Origin of the sequence: Aureispira sp. CCB-E (genome assembly GCF_031326345.1) — a bacterium.
Lineage (GTDB): Bacteria > Bacteroidota > Bacteroidia > Chitinophagales > Saprospiraceae > Aureispira.
The window spans coordinates 5284060-5308889 of the sequence record NZ_CP133671.1 but is presented as its reverse complement, the minus strand read 5'-3'; the positions used below and the strand labels follow the sequence as shown (position 1 = coordinate 5308889).

General features: G+C 34.9%; 14 protein-coding genes. 10 read left to right on the top strand and 4 right to left on the bottom strand.

The genetic code is table 11. From position 1 onward, the window contains the following. Nucleotides 1-29: 29 nt before the first annotated feature. Nucleotides 30-1325 (bottom strand): DEAD/DEAH box helicase, encoded by a 1296-nt coding sequence (locus QP953_RS20740; protein ID WP_052599862.1) that lies wholly within the window; start codon nt 1323-1325, stop codon nt 30-32. 1135 nt (nt 1326-2460) lie between these two features. Then, nucleotides 2461-3741, bottom strand: a complete 1281-nt coding sequence (locus tag QP953_RS20735; RefSeq protein ID WP_309552833.1) for a transposase — start codon at nt 3739-3741, stop codon at nt 2461-2463. 132 nt (nt 3742-3873) lie between these two features. Here QP953_RS20735 and QP953_RS20730 point away from each other — a divergent pair, with 132 nt between their 5' ends. The 4 genes from QP953_RS20730 (at nt 3874) to QP953_RS20715 (ending at nt 15145) form a co-directional block, all read left to right on the top strand. Continuing rightward, complete coding sequence (locus QP953_RS20730; protein WP_309552831.1) at nt 3874-10359, top strand: cadherin-like domain-containing protein; 6486 nt, start codon at nt 3874-3876, stop codon at nt 10357-10359. A gap of 692 nt (nt 10360-11051) precedes the next feature. Further along, nucleotides 11052-13115 carry a histidine kinase gene (locus QP953_RS20725; protein ID WP_309552830.1) on the top strand — a complete coding sequence of 688 codons (2064 nt, stop codon included), beginning with the start codon at nt 11052-11054 and terminating at the stop codon, nt 13113-13115. 52 nt (nt 13116-13167) lie between these two features. After that, complete coding sequence (locus QP953_RS20720) at nt 13168-13899, top strand: LytTR family DNA-binding domain-containing protein (protein WP_309552828.1); 732 nt, start codon at nt 13168-13170, stop codon at nt 13897-13899. A gap of 136 nt (nt 13900-14035) precedes the next feature. Next, entirely contained in the window at nt 14036-15145 is a 1110-nt protein-coding gene (locus QP953_RS20715) for a hypothetical protein (RefSeq protein WP_052591864.1), read from the top strand. A gap of 175 nt (nt 15146-15320) precedes the next feature. Here the strand turns inward: QP953_RS20715 and QP953_RS20710 are convergent, their stop codons facing one another. Beyond that, on the bottom strand, nt 15321-16685 hold the full coding sequence (locus QP953_RS20710; protein WP_052600389.1) for a hypothetical protein: 1365 nt from the start codon (nt 16683-16685) through the stop codon (nt 15321-15323). 130 nt (nt 16686-16815) lie between these two features. Between QP953_RS20710 and QP953_RS20705 the strand changes: the two genes are divergently transcribed. The 4 genes from QP953_RS20705 to QP953_RS20690 all read left to right on the top strand — a co-directional run bounded on the left by QP953_RS20705 (nt 16816) and on the right by QP953_RS20690 (nt 20333). Continuing rightward, entirely contained in the window at nt 16816-17394 is a 579-nt protein-coding gene (locus tag QP953_RS20705; RefSeq protein WP_309552826.1) for a TetR/AcrR family transcriptional regulator, read from the top strand. Between the two features lie 93 nt (nt 17395-17487). Further along, a complete protein-coding gene (locus QP953_RS20700) occupies nt 17488-18219 on the top strand; it encodes an MBL fold metallo-hydrolase (RefSeq protein WP_309552824.1) in 732 nt (243 codons plus the stop codon). A 100-nt stretch (nt 18220-18319) separates the two neighbouring features. Beyond that, complete coding sequence (rsgA, locus tag QP953_RS20695) at nt 18320-19396, top strand: ribosome small subunit-dependent GTPase A (RefSeq protein ID WP_309552822.1); 1077 nt, start codon at nt 18320-18322, stop codon at nt 19394-19396. Between the two features lie 19 nt (nt 19397-19415). After that, nucleotides 19416-20333 (top strand): alpha/beta hydrolase, encoded by a 918-nt coding sequence (locus QP953_RS20690; protein ID WP_309552820.1) that lies wholly within the window; start codon nt 19416-19418, stop codon nt 20331-20333. 277 nt (nt 20334-20610) lie between these two features. On the opposite strand, the gene QP953_RS20685 is transcribed toward QP953_RS20690, so the two are convergent. After that, nucleotides 20611-21891 carry an SMI1/KNR4 family protein gene (locus QP953_RS20685; RefSeq protein WP_309552818.1) on the bottom strand — a complete coding sequence of 427 codons (1281 nt, stop codon included), beginning with the start codon at nt 21889-21891 and terminating at the stop codon, nt 20611-20613. 295 nt (nt 21892-22186) lie between these two features. On the opposite strand from QP953_RS20685, the gene QP953_RS20680 reads away from it, so the two are divergent. Next, nucleotides 22187-23188 carry a transposase gene (locus QP953_RS20680; RefSeq protein WP_309552816.1) on the top strand — a complete coding sequence of 334 codons (1002 nt, stop codon included), beginning with the start codon at nt 22187-22189 and terminating at the stop codon, nt 23186-23188. Between the two features lie 302 nt (nt 23189-23490). Further along, the gene (locus tag QP953_RS20675) at nt 23491-24570 is read left to right on the top strand and encodes a hypothetical protein (protein WP_309552809.1); all 1080 of its coding nucleotides are present in this window, start codon (nt 23491-23493) and stop codon (nt 24568-24570) included. The last annotated feature ends 260 nt before the right edge of the window (nt 24571-24830 follow it).

Sequence of the window (24830 nt, the reverse complement as noted above, 5' to 3'; positions counted from 1 at the left end):
GCTATCTATATGAGCATTCAATTGTACAATTATTGTTCCCTCAAATAAGTAGCCAATAATTTTTCTAGCAATTCTTCTTTAGATAAATGTTGCAGTTCCTCCTTAAAAGCTTGTTTGTTGGCTTGATCTAGTAAATCTCCTAAGGGTTTTTCTTTTGCAATTTTTCTTCCCCACAAAATCGCCTTGTTGACCAATTGATCCTTGACAGAAGGAAGAGGCAGGTAGTTGATAGATAGCTTAAGTTCTTGTTCTATTAATTGTAATTTAGCCTTCTCTTCAGGAAAAATAAAAGTAAGGCTAGTCCCTTTGTTTCCTGTTCTCGAGGTACGCCCACTTCGATGTGTATAAGCAATAGCCGTGTCAGGCAAATGATATTGAATAACAAAAGAAACGTTTTCTACATCTAAACCTCTAGCAGCCACATCGGTTGCAATTAAGAGATTGATATGACCATTTCTATATTGATCCATGATTTTGTTTCGCAAACCTTGTGGTAAATCACCGTGCACAGCACCACAAGAAAATTTGTTGGCAGAGAGTTGTTTGTAAAGTTTTTGTACGCCTGATTTTGTGCGGCAAAAAATGGTGCCTTTTTGATTACCAAAACGTGTCAAATAATACAGCAAAGTATTTAATTTGTCGATTGCTTTTAATTCTACTGCCCAGTGCTGAATGCTGCTATTGGTTGTTATATGTTTATCAATACTAATTTTTTTTAGTGTTTTGTGGAGGTATTTTTTTATCAAACCATTGATTTCATTAGGCATAGTTGCAGAAAAAAGCCAAGTAGAGTATTGGCGGTCAGTAGTTGCCAATATTCGGTCAATATCATTTTGAAAACCTCTTAATAACATTTCATCGGCTTCGTCAAAAACAACGAATTTTAAGGTAGATAAATAAATAACCCTTCGATTGACTAAATCCATCAGTCGACCAGGAGTTGCAACCAAAACTTGTACCCCATTGCTCAATTCGTGTACTTGACTTTTTAGGGAGGAGCCCCCATAAATAGCTTTAATTTTTAGATTAGGAATGTATTTGCCTAGGGCTATCAGTTCGTTGCCAATTTGTTCACAAAGTTCTCTAGTAGGAACCAAAACTACTGCTTGAATTTTTCCTTCATTGGTATTAATCCTAGACAACAGAGGTGCTCCAAAAGCGTATGTTTTACCAGTTCCAGTCGCCGAACGCCCCACAAAATCTCCTTGATGTTCTAATAGAATAGGAATTGCTTTGGCTTGAATTTCTGTAGGTTGGTCAATACCTTTTTCTTGTAACATTTGAATAATCTGTGGAGATAGATTAGAAGAAGAAAAACGTTTCATATTGTATGCTTGCTTTTTAGTATTGATGACAGGTTTTTAATCAGAGATATATTCTGATCTGGTATAAAATAGAAGCTTTTGTCTGGATAACAGCGCAGCTAAATAATGTTGCCTAAAACTTGCAATTAATATAAAATTAATGTATATTATTAGGATGACAAAAGGTAGATGCAAAAAGAGTAGCACAAAAATAGAAATGAATACCAAACATAATTATTTTTAGTGATCAATCAACCATAACAAAATAAAATAGTGACTCTAGATTTTACAACTAGTTTCTTTTTTGAATTTTGCAAGTGCTAGAGATTTGATAAAAGTAGACAAAATTAATGACTACTGTATCATTTTATTAATACTCTGTTGGTTTTTAGTTTTTCTACGAACCCGCAGGCGCACGAAGTAAAAACATAAAAAAGTATCTTGCATTAGTTTAGCTTTGTTACTTCCTTCGGTCGTGAGCTCGCACAGCTCGGTTCGCTGCTACTTCGTGGTACTGTGTGAGGGCTTCGCCGCTGATTATTAGTCTTTTAGTATAAAGATTGATAGAGTGTATCTTTCTGATAATCAAGTTAATATGATTTTCGACGGAGTAATGATTTTATAGGATGTTGTTTCTATTTTTATAAAACCTCAAAATACGATATTAGGATACTTTTCCAGTACCCTATATTGATTCCTTGCAAAAGGGAGTACTTTACTACACTATATCAATCACACATTTAGCTTACTTCACAACACTAATATTCTTAAAATACCTATATTGAATTAGTTAAGAAAGAACAGTTGACATTGCTTAACGATCGATCAAATTTGTTAGAACATCTTTTATAAATGTTCTTGAAGCAACAATCATTTTTAGAATATTAGAAGTTAATTCTCATAAGATGGAGCCTACTATAATCTTTTGCTCCAATATTTAGGTCAGTTATAATTTGGACAAGAACCTCTGCTTGACAATGACAATTGGAATTAACTATTTTTTCCGCATAAATTAACAGGTATAATTTTTATATAACAATATTATTTATTATTATATGTGATAATGTTTTATATTATTATTGATGATGAATTATATTTTAACTCAGCAATTCTAACGATGTAAGAAAATATATTAAATAATAATAATATCAAATAGCTATTCTAATTGAGGTCGAATATTGACCTTTCTAGCGATTATTTGATAGATTAAGTTCATTGAAATAGTAGGAATAAAATCAAAGAGTACTCGAACTTTCTGCCTTAAATCACGCAATGTTTTTGCTTCTTTTAAGGCTTGTTCAAAACTTTCATCAACAGCCCTTGTAATCTGGTCAACAAAAAATGCTAATAGCATAATCAAAGCAAATACTGTTGACAAGTAGAATTTTCCATGACCATAATTATGTTCCAAATTGTAGTCTTGATTCTTCAAGGTGTTAAATGTCTCATTTTCAATTTTCCAACGTGCTCTTCCAGCTGTGGCAATAGATGAAACATTTGATTTAGTCAAAGTTAGGTTGGTAATCCACTTATTGGAATAAACCACTTTATCTTTTTCTAAATCATATTCTTCGTATTCTAAATAGTTTACGATAATATCTTGGTTTGCGCCATTTAGAATGAGGTTAGATGCCCACCTGTATCGACACAGAGTCTTTTCATTTTTCTGGTATTGACACTGATGCAAACTATCCTTTTTTCTAAGTTGCTTAACTTGTTCCAAAACATATCCTTCCTTGATTACTATGATGTAATCCATTTGGATATCTTGTGCTTGAAGTGCTTTAATAGTTGGACCATCAGCATATAAAGCATCTAAAAGAATTAAGATCTTTTCTTTTGGCAGTATGCTGCGTAAATGTGGAAATAATCGTTTACATGCCTTTCGTTCACAATCATTCTTTTTTGAACCATCCTGCCGCGTTATTGCTTCTCCAAAAACAGGAAAAACGGTCTTGAAATTAGGATGAACTACACTCGCTGCTAACAATTGGTGATGATGTTCTATTGTACCATTTTTTCTTTTCTTTGTTAAACATTGAGAACAACCAATCTTATTGGAAGAAAATGTACCTGTGGCATCAACACTTACTAGCAAATGTTGGTCTAAGTATCTTCTACTTTCGAGTATTTTGAGCCTTTCCAAATGTTCAAAGATTGTTTTAAAAGTAGGTTGAAAAACAGATGGTTGGACAGCATCTAAAATTTTTCGCATCCCATTATCTGTTGGAAGCTTACTAATTTTAAAGACTTGTTCTAAATTGTCCTTACGATGAATGGCATTATCTATAAAACTCAATAATGATGGATCTTTTAGACCAAACATAGCAAATGCTCCCATTAAACAATCATGTAGCAAATATTCTGTATGTCCTTTTCGATGGTCTGGAACTTGGTGAAACTCTTTGGATACTATTTCTACTAATTTGTCGTACATCGTTTACTTTTTAGTAAATGTACGTTCCTTTTTCAATGAACTTAAATCTTATTTTATCATATAATTCTGTTTATCGTTAGAATTGCTGATTTTAACTAAGGGAATAATTTTTACAGAGAAAAAAAGAAAATTATGAAAAAAAAGATACACTTTATTGTAGTACATTATAAGGTAATGATGTTGTGCCTTTGTTTTTTTCTTTTGTTTGAGAATCAAAATTTGAGAGCAGAAGGAACATCAGCTGTGATGCCCAACAATACTAATGGCACCGCATTATTTGTGCGATTTGATCTTGGCATGGGACCATATAGAGACGCTATTTCAGAAAATATTCTAAAAATAAGCATCAACGATCATACTGTAGAAAACCTTTATTTGGGACTCAATGCTTGGGAACGAATTACCAACCAACCTGTCACAGATGGTTTTTATAGAATTGTAGATCCGCTTGGGGTAGAGGTAGTTCCTCCCACACCAATCCCTGTAGCTGGACCAGGATTTATTGCAACCTATGCACAAGCGGTAGCAGGTCCCAATGTAAATGGGCTCAACCCAGCGGGATATCCTCCTATTGTTTTTAATCCAACTGTCAATGGAGATTATCGAGTAGAGTTGTACCGAAGTACTGATGGAGGAGCTACTACAGTAGTGGGGGGAGCCCCTAGCGAAATGTTTTTTCCCTACTTTGATTTTACCGTAGCGGAGGCAAACAATACCGTTTATTCAGGGCGATTGCATTGTCAACGGTGGTCTTTCATTACTTATGATCCAGCTGATCCTGCATTTGCACCCAATTCCGCTTTTTCTTACGAAGGAGATTATTATGCATATACTGCCGACAGTTCAGTTTTGAGGGTTAATTTTGAGCCAGGTTTTAGACCATTGGGGTATATCTTAGCAATGAATAAGTATGGAATTAGGAATACAGGCAACTTTGCTGTAGATAGAGTTAGTGAATATACAGGTGCTGCGGCTCCACCATTAACTAATGGATATGAAGTTTTTTTGACAGTGCCAGATACCAATATATTTGCTGTCGCTCCTCCTTCTAGTGCGCCAGTTATTCCTAGCAAAATTTATGGTTGCCCAGGCAATTATTTTATTCCCTTGTTTGTTCCTGATCCAGGGGATATTGCGATACTATTAGATTTAAACGGAACAGCTGGTTTTCAAGCTGGAACAGCCGATCGAATTATAGAAATTTATGACTTAACGTCAGGCAATCATGTAATCAATTGGAATGGATTAGATGGTTTAGGAGCTCCAGTCAATGGCAATATTAGCTTTAATATTACAGTCACACTGTTTAGAGGACGAACCAATATACCAATGCATGATGCAGAAGTAAATATCAATGGTTTTTCTGTAACGGCAATTTTTCCTTCCTTGGGTACCAGAAAATTATATTGGGACGATGCTACTGTGGCTGATTTTGGAACTTGTGGTGTCGAAGCTACCGACAATATCACAGGAATAGGAGTAGCTACAACAAATATGCTAGAGGGGGCGGCAGGCCCTACACATGCGTGGAATGGTGGAGCAACATTTGCCGTTCCTGGACCTACTTCAGGAAATGGAACAACTACAGCTCCTTTGTGCGATGATTTTGGAAATGCAAGAACAATCAATACTTGGTTTTGGTCTTATGATGTATCTTCTATCCCTTTTGCTAGAACGACGCCTAACTGTGATTTGGATGGTGATGGTATCGCTGATGATATAGACATTGATGATGATAATGATGGTATTTTGGATCTGATAGAACATCCCATAGACCCTTTACTAGATTTGGATGGTGATGGCATTCCTGATTATTTAGATCCTAATTTCCCAGGATTTGTGGATGCTAATATGGATGGTGTCAATGATAACTTTGATGCCGATGGAGATGCTGTTATCAATTCCTTTGATTTAGATGCTGATAACGATGGTATTGCCGATTTAGTAGAAGCTGGTGGGGTTGATACGGATGGAAATGGACTAATAGATATTACTACAGACTCTGACGGAGATGGATTGATGGATGTATATGATGACGAGTTTACCTATCCATCTAGAGTTCCGATAACAACAGGAACCATACAATACAATGCAGCCGATGATTGTCAAACTGTTGCTGCACCTACCCATAATATTGTTTTTAATTCTGGCAATATAGATGCAAGTTCTGATGTGTTTCTTGTATTTGATCTAGAAGGAGATTATGGGGCAGATTTTGAGGCGTTTACTGTAACAGGAGAAGAAGGAGTAAGTATTGGGGGTGTTTTTAATAGACAAAATTCTAATAATCCTGCTTATGTAGATTGTGATGTTAATGGAATGCAATTCATCATTACAATAACCCAAGCAAATTGGAATAGATGGAATGATGATAATGTTGTCAATCTAACGATTCAAGCCAATGTAGATGTCAACTTGTGTACCAATGTTTCATGTATTAGAAATGTGAGAGCCTTGCACAATTTCCAAATGATGAATTGTAATAGAATTCCTTCTCCTTCACATGTTATAGAAGTTAACTCTGGAACCGTTGATGTCACTAGTCCTGTTAATTTTACGTTCACATTGCAAGGTGATTATGGAGCAGATTTTGAACAATTTACATTGGCAGGAGAAGGAGGAACGCCAATTGGAGGCACTTTTAATCGTCAAAATTCAGACAATCCTACTTATACCGATTGCTCTAGTCCAGGGATGAACTTTACAGTTACAATCCCACAAGCTGATTGGAACCTTTGGAATGATGATGGAATTATCACAATCACTTTACAAGCCAATGCAGATGTAAACTTTTGCGACTTTACTTCTTGTATTAGCAACTTAAACTTTTTTATCCCAACGGCTTCTCTAGGAGTAGATATTGCTAATAATAATACAGACAATGACTTGCTGCCAGATTTCTTAGATGTAGATTCTGATAACGATGGCATTCCAGATGTGGTAGAAACAAGGGGGACAGATATTAATGGAGATGGTCGTGTTGATAATTATGCAGATTCGGATGATGATGGTTGGAATGATATTGTTGACGGTGATGTAGGAAATGATGGTAATTCTGAAAATCTTGCCAATGTATTGGTTATTACCAATGGAGATGGTAATGCCGATGGAATTCCCGATAGTTATCCAAATAAAGATGCCGATAAAGATGGCTTATTAAATCACTTAGACTTAGATGCGGATAACGATGGTGTTCCAGATGTGGTAGAAGCTGGTGGAACCGATGTGAATGGAGATGGACGTGCAGATAATTATGCCGATGCGGATGGTGACGGCTTTAATGATGTGGTCGATGGTGATCCAACCAATGAATTAACATTAGGAACAGATATAAATGGAGCGAATACAGCAAATGCACTGGTACAAACAGGCGTAGATGGGAACAGTGACGGAGTTCCAGATTCATACCCTACTGGAGATACAGATCGAGATGACTTATTGAATCATCTGGACTTAGATGCGGACAATGATGGCATTCCAGATGTAGTAGAGGCTGGTGGTACTGATGTAAATGGTGATGGTCGTGCTGATAGTTATGCCGACAGCGATAATGATGGTTTTAATGATGTGGTCGATGGTGATCCAACGAATGCTTTAGCGGCAGGAACGGATACGAATGGAGCGAATACATCAGATGCCTTGTTATTAACAGGGGCAGATACCAATGGTGATGGGAAACCAAACAGTATGCCTAACGGTGATTTGGATGGGGATAATGTATACAATCATTTGGATTTGGATGCCGACAACGATGGTATTTTGGATATCGAAGAAGCAGGCGGAACAGATGCGAATAGAGATGGTCAAGAAGATGCTTATGCCGATGCCGATGGAGATGGCTTTAATGATGTGGTTGATGGTGATCCAACCAATGCATTGGCAGTAGGAACCGATACGAATGGAGCCAATAGTGCGAATGCGACTACACGAACAGGAGCTGATACGGATGGTGACGGTGCACCGAATAGCTATCCAAATGACAACCAAGATGGTGATAACAATTATAATTTCTTGGACATAGATGCGGACAACGATGGCATTGTTGATAATACGGAAGGGCAAGGAACAAGGACTTATGTTGCTCCTGTTAATAACGATGCCGATGGAGATGGGATAGATGATATTTATGATAGCAACGATGCGATATTTGGAGGAGCGGGTTCTGGTATTATACCCAACAATCAAGATGGTGCAGCAGATAATCCAGATTATCTAGATTTGGATACTGATAATGATGGTATTCCAGATGTTATTGAAGGGCACGACACCAATGGCGATGGTGTTGTAAATGGTGCCGATAGTCCAAATGCGAATACAGGCTTATCAGGTGGTACGGCTGATGTAGATGGTGACGGCTTGTTGGATGGTTATGATAATAATACAGCGAATACCAATGCAACTAATATTGGTTTGAATCCAAACTCTCATCCAGATGCTAAAAATGAGATTACAGTTGAGCGTGATTGGAGAGAGGGCAATACAACGTATGCGACCAATGATATTAACACAACACCAACCAATGTAACCATTGTTGGTAATGTCTTAACCAATGATTACGATCAAGAAGAAGATAATCAAACATTGACAGGAGTTGAGATTGATGCGAATGGTGATGGTACTCCAGAAACAGTAATTGGGTTGGGAGTAGGAACAACAGTTGGTGGAATTAATGAAGATGGTACTCCCAATGTAAATGCAGGAACCTTGACTCAAAATGCGAATGGAACATATACCTTTGTACCAACGACAGGTTTTGTTGGAGAGGTGACCTATTTATATGATATTTGTGACAATGGACAACCGCAAGCTTGTACAGAAGCCAAAGTAACTATTGATGTAGAACCTGCTCCAACGACAGACAATGGAGAATTGGCTTTAGCACCAGATGTCAATACAACGTATGATGGTGTGTCGGTAAGCGGTCAAGTGATCTCGAATGACAATGATCCAGATGGTGATAATATTTTGGTAACAGGAAACATTCAAACAGATACAGACGGTGATGGCGTTGTTGATGCTACTGTAGGGATAGGCGCATTAACTACAATTGGAGGAGTAGATAGAAATGGAAATCCAGTATCAACAGCAGGTTCTTTAATTCAAAATGGAGATGGAACGTATACATTTAATCCTGTTGCTGGATTCATAGGTGTGGTAGAATATATTTACACGGCTTGTGATGACGGAGCACCCATCACCTGCGAACAAACAACGGTAACCATTGACGTTTTGCCAAGATTGTACAACAGTACCAATGCGATAGATGATGAAGAGTTTGTAGACAAAGGAACAACATTAAATGATAATGTTTTGACAAACGATACGGATGTAGAGGGCGATAATCAAGTTGGTGGGGTGTCATTAGTGACAGGTCCGACCAACGGTAGTTTGACTTTAAATCCAGATGGAACATATAGTTATACGCCAACTAATCCTAACTTTAGTGGCAACGATGAATTTGTATACAGTGTATGTGACAATGGAAGCCCTCAAGTATGTGATACTGCAACAGTTTACATTACAATACTAGATGTCAATAAAGATTATGGAGATGCTCCAGCAATATATGGAGAAGTGTATCATCGAGCAATTAGAGATGCGAATAGTGATAATGTACTGGATGGAACAACAGATGTTTGGTTGGGAGCCAATACCGACTTTGAAAACAACGCTTTAGGCGTGAATGGTGATAGTTTTGATGATGGAATGGAATTGGGAACGAATACACCCGGTGCTTTTCCAAGGACGGTGATGCCTTCAACGGTGTATAATGTAGATTTAGATTTAAATTCAGTTGTGGCAGATAATGTTTCGTATGGAATGTGGATTGATTGGAATGCAGATGGTGTTTATGACGATTTTTATTCAGGAACAGTAGCGGTGCCAGGAGGACCATTTACAACAACAGTCGTTGTGACTTCTCCAGCCAGTGTTGCAACAAACTTGGTGAACATCCGAATTCGTTTAGATGACAATCCTCTAGAAATAGGAGACTTTCAAGGGGGACGTACGAATGGAGAGGTGGAGGATTATCAATTCTTGATGAATGATCCATTGCCTGTAGAGTTGTTGTATTTTACGGCAAAACTAGAAGGTAAAAATACAGGTGTGTTAAATTGGGCAACATCAAGTGAGTTGAATAATGCAGGTTACGAAGTGGAACATGCACTGCCTAGTACTGGTGCACCAGAATTTAATCAAATTGGATATGTTAATGGAGCAGGAACAACGACTACAGCACAGTATTATGATTATAAAGTACCTAATTTAATACCAGGAGTGCATTACTTCCGATTAAAACAAGTAGATTTTGATGGGACGTCTACTTATACAGAAGTGCAATCGTTGACTGTAGAAACTCCCATTGTACAGAAATTATTTCCAACAGTATTACATAAAGAAAGCAATACGGTATACCTTCAGGTAGCAAAAGACGATCGTTATCAAATTGAAATTATAACCGCTTTGGGGCAAGTCGTAGCGTCTTATAATACAAGTATTGCGTCCAACGCTTACCATGAAATAGATTTTGATATAAATCGTTATGTATCGGGAATTTACTTTATCAAAGTAAGTAGTCGTTATGCTAGTTTTACAAGAAAAATACGAGTAGAGTAACCAAAGCAGTAGCTTAAAATATCGTGCTATTCTCGTTGTAATTAGAAAGTAATCTAAAGAGAAAAAACTCGTTAATATAAATTTGCAAATCGGTAGGAAATTTTTTTTCTGCCGATTTTTTTAATTTAAGTAAGAGGTTAGAAAAAATAAGAACAAAAAATGGAATTATTCTTTTGCTAATCAAAGAAAAAAAAGGAAGGCTTAGCGAGTTAAGACAAGCTTTTCTGATTGAAGAGTAGCGCAAAAAGAAGGCTGTTTTAACTGCGCTGCTACTGTGTGGTACTTGTTGTTTTTTTGAACGATTACTTAATAGTCAATGAGTTGAGTCTAAATGTCTCAGTTATGCACCTTTTAGTAGCTTATAAAAAAATATTTTTATAAATAAAACTTTAAAAAAAGTAGTAAATTAGGCTGTAAAAAGAGAATTTTAAAAAATTGAATAAACCTCAAAAATGATAAATAAAAATAAGGTTGTTAGTTTGCTATATAGCTGATAGTTAATAAGTTGTAGTTTTATTGTGTTTTGTGTTAAGCTTTTGATTATTAGGTTGGTATGAATGTACTTTTGTTAACTAAGATTGTTGAGTAGTACAAAGCAAAAGCCCATAGAGTACCATATGCTAACACTGTCGTGTTTAATACAATATTTTTATGAGGTTTGAGTGTTACATTGTCCAAGAAATAAACTGTAAATGAAATATATATATTTAGGAGTCCTCTTGTTATTACAATTAAACTTGGGGGCACAATCTAAATTTAATGATACGGAGTATTTTCTAATTGATTCGTTAGAAACCATTCGTCTTTCGCAAAATGATTCTCTTGTGTTGGTGACAAGTATGGAGGCTTACCATAATTCAAAACACGATACTATCCGCTTGAAAGTATTGGAAGATTTGATTGATAATTGTTGGAACGAAGAGGTATGGCCTAGGTACAATGCTTTTTTGTTGGATCTTGCGCAAAAATTGGCTGCTCAGTATTCACCTAATTCTATAGAATATCAAAAATGTATTTATTATAAAGGGATAGCTTATGGGAATAGGGGGTATTTTTATGACGAAGATGGTGATTACATAAATGCCAAGAAAGAATACTTAACGGCGTTAGATATTTTTACAGAAATTGATAATATACAAGGGCAGGGCAAAATATACAATGCTTTGGCTGGTATCAGTGAAAACTTAGGAGATATTCGAGAAGCAATTGACTACTATTCATTGGCTTTAAAATTAGCTGAGGCTTCTAAGGATTTGAGTGGAATTGCTAATGCTAGCTTAAACATTGGAAGTTTACATCTACAATTAGGGACTAGAAAAGAGGCGCTTAATTTTTTGCAAATTTCCTTGGATGCTGCTAGAGAAAATGATGATTTTAGAATAATTGGATCTGTTTTGGTTTCCGAAGGAAAAATTTTAGTCTTGGCAGATAGTTTGGAAGAAGCAGAAGAAAATTGTGTAGAAGCTCTGAAAAATTTTGATAAAGCTGGAGCAAAATTGGATGCTTTGCAGGTGCATTTACTAATGGGGGAGATTAAGGTAATACAGAAAGATTATGGTGGAGCCGAAACAGAATTTCAACATATTTTAGAAATAGCCAATATTTATGGGAGTTTGGAATATATTATTGTTGCTAACAACAGCTTAGCAGAGTTAAAATTAATCGAGGAGGACTATGACCTTGCAGAGAAGTATGCTTTAGAAAGCTATAAAATAGCTAAAACGCTTAATTTTTATAGTGGAATAGAGGCTGCTTCTGGGAAACTGACAAAAATCTATGAGGAAAAAAAACACTACCAAAAGGCAAACTATTTTTTAAATGAATATGCTAATACTCGAGATAGCTTAAGAATGAAATCGTTTGAACGAAAGATTTTTCAAGAATCGGCTAAATATGAATTTGAAAAAATAGCAAAAATAAAAGAAGTTGAACATCAAAATGAGATTTTGAGAACAGAGGTGGAGAAGAAACGACTTGGTTATATTGTATTGAGTGCCTTATTGATCTTATTGGTAGTGGTGGTGGCTTTGATGATTATTTATTCTAGAATGAAAGTTATCAGACAGCAAAAAATGGAACTGGATGCAGCTTATAGTGAATTGGAGGAAAGAAAAAATGATGAAATATTAGTATCCAATCTCAAAGCATTACAATCTCAAATGAATCCTCATTTTATCTTTAATGCCTTAAATTCTATTCAAACTTTGGTGTTAAAAGGTGATGTTGATAATTCTTATTCTTATATCAATAAGTTTGCAGATTTGGTGCGGCAAACTTTAATGTTTTCGGAAAGACCTTTGATCTCATTTGAAGAAGAAGTTGGATTGCTTGAAAATTATTTGACATTAGAAAAGTTAAGATTTAGAGATAATTTTAATTATAGCATCAAAACGAATCAGGTTGGAAATATAATGGTGCCCTCGATGTTGTTACAACCGCTGTTAGAAAATGCTTTGAAACATGGATTGTTGCACAAAAAATCAGATAAATTATTGACGATTGATTTTGAGTTGGATGAGGTGCTAAAATGTACTATTGTTGACAATGGAATTGGTCGAAAAGCAGCCGAGCAAATTAATAAACGTCGGAACCAAAAACACCAATCATTTGCATTGGAGGCTCTAAGGAAAAGATTTGAATTTTTGAAACGAAAAATGAATGTAGAGAATATTGGATTTCATTATGAAGATCTTTATGAAGACAACCACGCTACAGGGACAAAAGTAGTGGTAATTATACCTTTTGTAAAGCAGTAGGAGCGTAAGAAGTCTATCAACGAATGACAGGAATCAAATAAGTAGGTGAATTATGAGCAAACTAAAAACAATAATTATTGACGATGAGGCTAGCGCACAAGAAAATCTTTGTCTATTAGCAGATCGTTTTTTACCTAATGTTAGCATAGTTGGGGTTTTTGATAATTTGATGGATGGTGTCGATTTTATTAAAAAAAATAAAATTGATTTGGTTTTCTTGGACGTAGATATGCCTAACTATGCTGGTTATGAAATTGTTAATTTTGTAGATTGTGAATCGTTTGAAATTATTTTTGTGACCGCTTATGATAAGTATGCTGTTAAAGCATTTGAGTTATCTGCTACGGATTATTTATTAAAACCTATTGATATTGATAGGTTAAAACAAGCCGTGCAGAAGGTGGAAAGAAATTATCAATTATTGAATGACTCAGAAGAATATCAAGCACTCAACAGGGGAGTAAATTTATCGTTTAAAAACAAAATTAAAATATTTAACAAGTTTATTGTACCTGCTTCAATTATTGCAATAGAAGCAGAAGGAGCTTATTCTAAAATTTACTTTGATGATGCAACCGATTATTTAGTCAGCAAAAGTTTGGGGCAGTTTGAAAAAGAGCTATCGGAATTTCAATTTTTTTTTAGAACACATAAGTCTTGGCTAGTTAATTTGAATCAAGTGGAAAGCTTAAACAATGGGGCTTATATTATTTATCTGAAAAACCAGGTTAAAGCCAAAGTCTCTAGATACAAAATTCAAAAATTTAAAGCATTATTTAGCTAATGTTAATGTATCAATAGCCGATTAATAAGGTCTTTTGAGCCATTCATTAAGGAAATCTGCCATTGGTTAATTTGAGTTGAATGTTGATTTCTTTGAAGGTATCTTTGTTTCATTAATAATCCAAAACACAAGATTAATGAAACAATCAATTCTTTTAATTGCTGCCTTTTTAATGAGTTCAATGGTAGCAAATGCTCAATTTAAAAACCTTCTTAAAACAAAGGTCAAAGACAACATCAAAAACCTTTCAGGAGGAACAACAACTAAATCAAACCAGAAAACAGTCCAGCGCGTAACTTTAGAAGAGTTAAACGAAACTCCTTATAGCGATGAGGATCGAATCTTGATGAGTGATAATGGACCATTAATTTTTAAAGGAACGTACAGACAAGATTTTAAGGATGACATTGACTTTTCGGGTTTTTATTATTTAAACTCTTATGCCGTTGTTCCGCCTGCCAATCATTTTAGCCGAGATACCACAAAAGCTTATAGTGGCTTTTCTATAGAATATGCACAAGATAAGCATACAATGCAAATACATTGGTCTAACTCGGATGCCAATTATGCAATGATACCCGATCAGTATAAAACTTCTGCTGATAAGGGAAATGTGTTGTTTAAAATGGGAATGACAGGAGGACCAGAGTCTTATTTTAATGCTGAATGTTTGGTGTTAGAACCTGGGGTTATTCTTATCGGGGCTAATGTATACCGTAAAAATGACAAAGAGGGGCATGCATGGATGAATAATATAACTCCTGAGACATTTATTATTGCAGCTAAGGATACCTCAAAGTTCAAAGAGTATCAAGCGAACCCTACGTATACTTCTAAAGTTGTTTTTGAAAAGTTTGATGCTTTATGGGCGACATGGCAAAATCAAGAAATCAAAGAAGCCAAACCCTTGCCTTCAGAAGGAATGAAAATAACTCAGCTAAAAAATGATGCAACGGCACTGATCAAAAAAACGGCTCAGGCATATCATTGGAAAGAAGAAGTGCTCTATGCTTATATAAACTCCACAGATTGGGAAATCAAAAGACATCCTATAACTAATGTTCCACTCAAACGAATTGTTAAAGCTATCGTAGTGATGAAAACACCTCAAGGAAATTATAAAAGGGAAGGTTTTTACATTGCACAAAACTACACTGGTCATGAAAACTACGGAAAAACATACATGCTTTATAACGATCAAAGGATTTATTATGTCAATCCTAAAGATGCTTTCTTGTATAAGTAGTTGATAAGTGGGGGGCTGAAACTAACTAAGTCCCCCCACAAAGTAAAATTAAGAGGCGAACTACTTTGCTAGTTATTGCCTTTTACGTGGTTTCTGTTGTATCAAATGCCCCATAAATCACATTTGCTTTATTCCTAAAAGCTCTTAATAGAAATGATTGCTCAATGAACATGAGTCATCCCGAATTTTCTAAAGCACATTGACAAAATAAAAATGTTAAGATAAAATGGATGGCTTTTCTAAGTCTGTAAATCGGCATCGAAGTCTTTCGGTGCCGATTTCCTGTTCTAGGACACCAAATATTAATGATAGTAGTCATAGTTGCTCTAAAGTTCCTCAACATCCGAAACAAAAAATCCATTACCAAAGTAACTAACATCAACATTTTAAGACGATTTTCAAAGAACCAAAGCCTAGGAGACTCCATACCCAACTCTGATTTTCCATATCTAAAAACCTGTTCAATATCCCATCGTTTCATATAAGAATAGAACATTTCCCATGCTTTGCCACAAGTGTCAATTACTTCATTGGTTAGCAAGTACATAGGAGAAGTGCCTTTGCGTTTATCACGAACAATAACGAGGTATAAATCTGTTTGGGGAAACCATGGATGAGCTACTTTTCGGTAGAGTATTTTGACGCTTCTCGTTTCTTTCCGAATATTATCCCATATTAGGCGATGATCCTTAGCTTTTTGTCCCAGAGAAAGACGATAGGTATTTTTCTTCACTCCATTTTCATCAATCAAATTATTAAGCTTTTTCCAACGAACTAGAAACTTTGCTTTAAAGTTGAGCATACGTTCTACAAAAACACCATTGGCATAACCTCTATCAAAGACATGAAGCACATCCGCTTGTGTAGATGCTACACGTTTATTTAGAGCATTAAACATCCGATAAAATATCTCCGAACTTTCCTCTTTATGTTTACCTCTTGTGGCAAACCAACGCATTTTAGATATTTGAGGAACTTCCTTCGCATGCAAGGAGGTTAAAACTGCACCCGACCACTCAAATCCAGGAACACAAATACGTTTATGCTTATCATAATAACCTGGTTTTATTCGTGTTAACCGTTGACTCTTCTTACTGTGTACTGGGCTTAGCCCTTCACTAAACCAACTTTCGGGCTTTTCTAGTACACTATCATCCCAGAGCATCAACCAACTTTTTCCTAATTCTTGCTTATCTTCCAATCTAGCAACAAACTCTTCTTCTAAATGTTGATCTATTATTTGGTAATCCCATTTCTTACTGCGAAATAAATTACTCACACGTTTTACTCCTGCTTTAGCTTTTTTAGGACCAAGAACTAAGGCGCCTAACTCGGTCAATAGCAAGGCATCTGAACGATTTCTTGACATTAAAACTGCTATAAATACATTATAAAATGTACGCACCAAACGTTTATCTAAATCTTCATCTAGTTTTAAGAGTAATTTAGACAAGTATTGATGTGAGCGATGTAAAATTGTCCATCCTGCTCCATTCTCTTTATTGATATTTTCTGTATCTTGTAGTTTATTATAATACATAGGAATCTCTAATTTTTTGTGGTAATTAAATCTAGTAGATTCCTATCTTTTTTCCAAAAAAAAAGTCATCGCCGAAAAATTCGGGATGACTCATGTTTATGGGTCGTTGTAAGTCAGATAAGCAGAACTTATGTGGTTATTAAGTACTTGTAAATTGGGAGCATTTAGTATGAGAGAAATAGAAAAAAAATGGTTAGAAGCAGGGTATCAATATTTTGCTAATGAAGGACCAAAAGGACTGAAAATAGAACAATTATCAAGAAAAGTCGGCAAGAATAAATCCTCATTTTATCATTTGTTTGTTGACTTAGAAGTTTTTATAGATAGTTTGTTGAAATTTCATTTGAAGCAGGCTAAGATTATTTCAGAAAAAGAATCTAAGGCAGAAAGTGAGGAAGAACTCATAGCAATTATTTTAGAGCATAAGATGGACTTGTTATTCAATCGCCAATTGAGAATCCATCGAGAGCAATTAAGATTTGAAGAGTGTCTTAGACGTATTAGCCAGTTTTCTACTCAAGGGTTACTTCCTATCTGGAAGAACATCATTTCCTTATCAGAAAATACTTCTTTAGCTCTTATGATGTTGCATTTTGGGCTAGATAACTTTTACTTACAAATATCAATGGAGACCTTGAATGAATCATGGTTAAAGGCATACTTTTCGGATATTCGAAAAATGGTCGTGCTTTTTAAGCGAACATTTTAGACGGTAGCGTTTAAAATGTTACGTTTTTGAGCTGTATTTTTGTTGTGATATAAAAATAATTTCCAATAGTAGATAATTAGCCAAACCTACATTATGGTAACTATAAGTATAAGTGAAAAGAGAAACCCTATTCCACAACAAATAAGCATAGGAAAAGGGGCAACGTTAACTACTTGGGGAGCAATAAAAGTCAATCAATCTCATTTTTTTCCATCAAGTTTTCAATTAAAAACAGATGACTTTGTTCTTTATATAGATCCTGTAGCTATCGAAACAACAGAGAAAGCTGATTTTATTTTAATTACTCATGCACATCCAGATCATTTCTCTATTAAGGATATCAAACAGTTACTAAAAAAAGATACCCATATCATTTGCGCTGTGACAGTGTTTAAAAAGCTAAAAAACATTACTGATAAAATCCAAGTAATGAAGCCTAATGAGCAACTAAATTTTGAAACGCTTAACATCAATACTGTTTTTGCTTATAACACCAAACCTGTCTTTTTGTGGCTGAAAGCACATCCCAAATCGAAACAAAATGTAGGATATATACTTACATTAAAAAATGGAGTAAGAATCTATCATGCAGGTGATACAGATTATATTCCAGAAATAAAAAAATTAAATAAAATTGAAGTCATCTTGGTACCAATAGGAGGGGAGAGATTGACGATGGATGGAGAAGCAGCGGCAAAAATTGTAAATGAAATTCAACCTAAAATAGCTATTCCAATGCATTATGAAATCCACAATAATAAGGAACTGAATCGATTCAAAAACCTAGTAAACAAGAAGATAAAGGTGGTTGAATTGGGGAAATAGAAAAAAATACTGACTACCAATCGTCTATTATGATTGTATAGAACTAATTGCATAACAAGGTGTACAATCAAATATAGCCACGTTGTTAAAATATAATTTTATGAAAAATAAAGCGTTAGGATATAAGGATTATCTTGATAAATTGAGGATAGAAAATGATAACTTTGGAGAATATGAAATTGGTCGAGTTATCGCTGAGCATAAAGAACGATATATTGTTAAGCATGAAAAAGGAGAATTTGAAGCTGAAATTACAGGCAAATTAAGATTTTCTGCGAATAGTCGAGAAGATTTTCCAGCCGTTGGAGATTGGGTGGCATTAATGAATGTGAGTGAAGGAGCTGATTTCGTAATTATACATAGCATTTTGCCAAGATTTTCGATTCTTTCAAGACAAGCAGTCAATAAGTTTGGAGAATTGCAAATTATTGCAACCAATATCGATTATGGATTAATTGTTCAATCAGTCAATAGAGATTTTAATGTTAATCGATTGGAACGCTACTTGACACTTTGTTATTCTTCTAAGATTGAACCAATCATTGTCATATCTAAAATTGATTTAGTAGATAAACAAACGTTGAGTGATTTATTAGAAAAAATAAGAAATAGAGTGGATAATGTTTCTATTGTTCCTGTGAGCAACGAAACGCAAGCTGGATTGAAGCATTTGGAGGCGTTTATGTATGAGGGCAAAACTTATTGCCTCTTGGGATCGTCAGGAGTAGGAAAGTCATCGTTGATAAACAGTTTAAGTGGAAAGCATTTGATGAATACAGGGACAATTGGCAATCATAGTGATAGAGGAAAACACGTAACAACACATCGGGAGTTAATTCAATTGCGAAACGGGGCTATACTTATTGATAATCCAGGTATGCGAGAAGTTGGTATTACAGATGCTTTGGATGGGCTGGAAAATACATTTGAAAAAATACAAAACTTAATACAAGATTGTAAATTCTCAAATTGTACGCATACTGCTGAGAAAGGCTGTGCTGTTCAGTTAGCGATACAAAGTGGAGCAATAGATGTGTCTTATTTTGAAAATTACTTAAAAATGGAGCGTGAACGAGAACATTATGAATCTACTGTTGCCGAAAAACGTAAAAAAGATAAAGATTTTGGAAAAATGATTAAACACTATAAAAAGAATAATAAGTTTGATAAGTATTAATACATACTAATGCAATGTTATGTCAAAACTAAAAAAAGGCAAGGATTACAAAGTGGCTTCTACAAAGTATGGGTTGGTACGATTTACAGAAATAGGTCCAAAGAATGGGGAGGTTATTCTATTCTCGACAGGGGGAGGAGCGAGCTTTATGTCTGTTCATGCTTTTGAGTGGTTGGTAGCAGAAGGTTTTAGAGTGATAGCAATCAATCGTCCTGGATATTTCGATTTGCCGATTAAAGACTCTTATACACTTGAAAGTCATGCAGATATTTATCATGAAGTAATTAACTATTTAGGAGTTAAGGATAAAATCCATGTTTTTGGAGTCTCCATGGGAGGCTTGTCAGCATTGTATTATGCACAAAAATATCCTACCCAATCCTTAGTTTTGTGGAGTTCTGTTTCTGGTAAATATTGTATTAATGAGCAAGCTGCAAACTCTGGACTGGGCAGACTGGTGCTATCGAAAAGTGGAAAAAATATTATTTCGTGGTTATTACTTACTTCCGCTAAATTGTTTCCCAAAAAAACAATTGAAACATTTCTAAAAACGGAAGCAGACTTGGATCGTCAAGAACGAATATTACTCGCAAAACAAATCGTTCAAAATCAGAGTCGTAAAAAAGAATTTATGACTTTTGTGAAATCTATGACTCCAATGGGGGCTTTGTACGAAGGTATGATGGATGAAGTCGCGAAAGCTGCGAATTTGCAAACGGTTGACTGGACCAATATAACTTGCCCAACTTTTGCAGTACATTCTATCGTTGATATAGATGTTTCGATAGAGCATGCTCAGCGACTTGAGAAAATGATACCTGCTATTAAAATGATGTATGTAAGAGCGGGGGGGCATTTTGTTTGGTGGGGAGAAGAAGGCGAGCAGGTGAAGCATGCTACTAAGGATTTTTTATTAAAAGTGACCTCTATACAGTAACCTCTCAACAATTAGCTTATGAAAGTTGCTCATATTTTGTTTTTGTTGTTAATAAAACAAAGTAATTGCCAAGCTATCTCAGAGTTATTGAAGGTTGGAAATTCAAAAACCAAATGCATCATTGTTTCAAAGTTAAAAAAAGATAGGACTTGGGAAAGGGAAGAAAAAAAGTTCCGAAAACTCTTGAATTCGTATGCTATTAAGGTATAATTTTGCCAATTAGAGCCTTTTATATTTAGGTTCTAACTGGCAAAATTTAAGCAATTGAAAATTGTATTTAATTAGTTTCTACTAGTTTGGGGTGTTCTAGGAGAACTTTATTAAACACGGTAGGGACAACAGGAGGTGCTGTTGACATGAATTTGTTCCCCGTTTGTAGTTCTGTTGTCACATCAGTTGGATACAATACGGAGAAAACAGTCTTTCTTTGGCGATTGTTATGCTCTGTATGTATGCAAGCAACAAAAGGAGTCCAAGAATGATTGTGGTGTTCTTGGACAAAGGGGATTAAATCGGGATGAAAAGGGGGCTGTTGTATAAGTTTTTTTAATTCAGGCACAAGGCTTATAGCTCTTGCTAAAGTGCGCTTATCTTTCCATCCATCATAATCCTTAGCATTGGGAATACCCTCTGTAGGTTTGTATTTCAGTCCAATATCTAGGCGAGTTAGAGCGGTATTGAGATGGAAAAAAGAGACCAATTGTTCTTTTGTGCCATTTGAAAAACCAAAACCAGCTAAGATGATAGCAGCTTGCGCTTCAGTAATGCTTGCAAGGTCATCAAACAACTCTGAGAAAACAGCACCTTTAGTATTGGAATGCTTAGCGGCTCTTTCTTTACGACCAAAGGCTTTCATAATTGCATCAAAGTGTTTTGAAAACAATTTATTACCGTTGTATTCAAGCAATACACTATGGTCAATTGACTCAATTGCCTCAATCGAAACTTCAAAAGGTGTTCGCAACTTAGTAGATTCGTTGAGTCGCTCTAAAATATTACTAGCAGAACCTGCAAAATTATTACGGATACATTGTTCTATATATTCTGAAAAAGAGTCTGCAATTTTGAGCGCCTCACCGTCATTGCTCCAGTCGTAAATAGTTTCTTCCCCTGTTTTGTCTATAAATAAAAATGTTCCTTTGGAGTCTTGTGTTCCTTCGAAAAAGATTGCTTCTCCTTTTGTTTTCCATTTAGCACCATTTTGATCTAGAAGTGGCAGTTCTTTAGCCACTTTTCCCGTGGTGCTAAAACAGGGCAAGCTAAAAAATCCTGTTTTTTGATTGACAATTTTTTTCCCATTCTCTTGTAGGTGATGGAAATAGATGCCTTGAATCGTCTGTTCGTCCAAAAAAGACCAAGCATAATATATACCATTGATTTGGCGGAAAAAGGCAGCCATATCACTTGGTAACTTTTGAATCCACTTTTCAGATAATGATTCATTAAAAGAGGTACGAATATCAACAGAAACATCTGCTCTTTGCGCTAATTTACCTAACGTAATTAGTACTTTATGAGCCAATGAAAGTGGGGGATTTTCTGTGATGTTTGATTGCATAAATAATGATTTTATAGTTTTAATAAATTAATTTTAAAAGAAATAATTATATCAAGCAATGTTGCTAATAATTTTGAAACCCTACATAAAAAGAAAAGAAGAAGTTTTTTGAAAATTAGGTAGAGAAAAGAAAAAGACAGGTCATATTTGTAATGCGAATATCAAACAAAACCTGTCAATATGAAAAAAAACGATTTTTTCACAAGTCAAAGATAGTTTAAAAAGTCTATATCAGCAAGAGCCATCGGGGCATGCACTAAGCCGTTTGAACACTTTGTGTGGCTTAGTGACAGGAATGATTAAACGAAAAAGTAGCCATTTGCCAGATATAGGTAGTGGTTTACCTCAAGATATAGATGCCGCAAGTCGAGTTGTTCATGCCAAACGATTTCTGTCAAATAAGTGGACAGATTACAAGGTACATTATCTTCCCTTTCTAATTGCATTTTTACGTTTTGCTTTATCCAAAAAGAATAATAATCAAGACATTAGTTTAGTAATAGATGGGAGTCAAATGGGAAGTAAACATGTCGCTCTTGTTGTCAGTCTAGCTTGGAAAAAACGTAGTATTCCTATTTGTTGGGTAATCAGAAAAGGGCGTAAAGGACATTTCCCCCAACAAATGCATTTAGACATTATTCAACAAGCAGCCGAAATCTTAAAACCGATTCTTTTTACTCAAACTAAAGTGACTTTATTAGGAGATGGAGAGTTTGATGGAGCATCTATACAGCAATTATGTCGCCTAAAGTTAGGCTGGAAATATGCTGTAAGAACAGCCAAGAATACAATTTTACATGAGCAAGGAGACTGTTTTAAACCTCGATTTACAAAAGTACCAGATGGAGAAACATTTTTGTTTATCCCATCTGTTGAGTTTTCTAAAGAGAAAATTCAAGATGTAAATTTTCTGCATTGGCATGATCCTAAATATGATGAGCCAATATTTTTGATTAGTAATCTAGATGACCCCTTTGAAATTATAAGGCAATATGAACTGCGTTTTTCAATTGAAACCATGTTCAAAGATTTCAAATCAAGAGGATTTAATATGCATAAAACAAGATTAAAGGAAGCTTATGACATATTTAATCTGTTGATTGTTGGTGCATTAGCTTTTTGTTTTATTATGGGATTTGGTGCTTTACATCAAAACAGTCCAGTAAAAAAGAAAGTTCAAGAAAAACAAAATCAACAGTTTTCAATTTTTACATTGGGCTTAAAATTAGTTCATTATTTTATTGAAAGGGAAATCCCTTTCGTCTTTTCTCTCATATTTTCAAAGAACTCGTCTTAGTTTTTTCTAAGTTTTTATGTAGGGTTTCAAACTAATAATAAAAAAAAGCCAACTAGTTATCGCTGTTGAGTTTGTTATTGTCAAAATACTTGATAAATAGAGGGTAATAGCTATTGTTAAAAATTGCTATGCCAGACATGATTAAGGCTGGTGGTTTTGTATTTATTTTTTAAATGTATAACTTTTTTGTTGTTTAACCTCTAGTATAACTATTTTTTTAAACCAAAAAGTTAATTTTTATTTAATACACCTCCAAGGCAATTACTTTGTAACTTGATAAACTATTAAAAATTGAATTTGACATGAATCGATTAATATATAGTGTGCCATTGATGATTTTGTTGACACTAACGTTTTATTCAGCAACAGAGCAGAATGAAGCTAGAAAGTTGAAATTTGAATTGCAAGCAAAGGAAATACACATTCAAGCTTTGCAACAAAAAATAGATAGTTTAGCCCTCTTGACCAATTTTCCAAACCTAGCGTTGGATATTTATTCATGTCCTCTTGCTCCATCAATTATAAAAGGGAATGAGTTTCGTTCAGAGATTGGTCTAAAAATTCTGAGTGGTATCACCATTCATCAAATAAAAGTCAATGATGAAGAGATTCCCTTAAAAGAGGGGATAGGAACATTTAAGACAACTCCTAAATTCATTGGTCAGAGAGCGTATACCGCGCAGGTTATTTATGAAAATCCTATCTCGAAAACAGTTGATACATTAGAAAAAAGGTTTCTATTTGAAACTAAAGATAAAATGACCTCTATCTCCTCACAAAACAACAGAATTTTATATCGATATCAATTGAATAAATTGGATTTCGTGTCTAATGAATTTCCTTTTTGGATGCTAAGAGCAAATGCCCGTAATCAAGCTGGAAATCCTGTGAAACTAGAAAAGCGAAGTGGTAATATGGGGGCTTGGTCTATTCTTCCTAGTCAAGAAGATACGATTGTTCGTGTAGAGTTGATACATGCCCAATCTCGACAACAAGTCGGCTCTCCAGTTTCATTTTATATACGAGAATTAAAGAATTTACCAACTTTTCCTTCTCTTTCAAATATATTTACAGAGCAAAAAACGAGGTATATAAAAGCTGATACGATGAGGATTCAGAAAAAACTATACTCAAGCTTGAGCCCGTATGATTTTCAATCTACTTGTTATACATGGCAATGTAGTGTAGATTATACCCCTAAAGGAGGAAAAACAAGGACGTTTTATGTGAATCAAGGAGGAGATTTTGAAGGTGAATTACTCAAAATTATTCAGCAAACAAAAGTAGGAGATACGTTTAGATTTTATAATGCAGAGTCTAAATGTTATGCCGTAAACCATGCTTTTAACAAAACAGTGGATGTTCTTTACGAGGTTAATTAGCAGTTATTTTATAAACTTGGCTTGATGAAGCAACATTATGAGTAATCGAGAGGTATTCAAACAGAAAAACCACCTCATTACAGGTGGCTTGAACTCATCATTACAAATGAGAAAGACTCATAGAATTCATTAGGGTACAAAAAAAATAGGGTAGGTTTAGTTCTTTATTTTTTGCAAAAGTTTAGCTTGGTTTTCATGGTATTTGCAAGTAATAAAGGTTCTAAAATTTAGTCAGTTTCGGAGTTTAGTTTTGTTAGTAA